At 64.9% G+C, this 404-nt stretch carries 1 protein-coding gene; it reads left to right on the top strand.

Going from position 1 to position 404, the window contains the following annotated elements:
- The first annotated feature begins 107 nt into the window (after positions 1–107).
- Positions 108–389 carry a cation transporter dimerization domain-containing protein gene (locus AC2JF9_RS10040; protein ID WP_500727480.1) on the top strand — a complete coding sequence of 94 codons (282 nt, stop codon included), beginning with the start codon at positions 108–110 and terminating at the stop codon, positions 387–389.
- Positions 390–404: the final 15 nt, after the last annotated feature.

The raw sequence follows: 404 nt of genomic DNA, 5'->3' as shown, positions 1-404 counted from the left end.
ATCGTGACTTTTACGGGCTGGCGTCTTGCGGATCCCCTGGTCGGCGCGGGTATCGGATTGTTCATCGTGCCGAGGACGTGGAGCTTGCTGCGTGAGGCCACCCACACGTGCTGCTTGAGGCCACCCCGGCGCGCATCGACCTGCGTGCACTCGATCAACGCCTTCGCTCGATCCCAGGAGTGGTCGCTACGCACCACCTTCACGTATGGACCATCACGTCCGGTCTCGACGCCATGAGCGCGCACCTGGTCGTGTCCGAGGCCTCCTCCGGCGGGAGAGTTCTGGCGCAAGCGCGGCAGCTTGTGGCGGAGGAGTTCGGCATCGGCCACGTCACCAACCAAGTCGAGGACGCGAACTCCCCCGAAGCAGAGGCGGCGCTACCGGTCTGAAATGATCCGACAACG

This window comes from Lactobacillus sp. C449L (genome assembly GCF_059900815.1).
The sequence above is the reverse complement of the archived record's forward strand: the minus strand, read 5'-3'. Positions and strand labels throughout refer to the sequence as shown.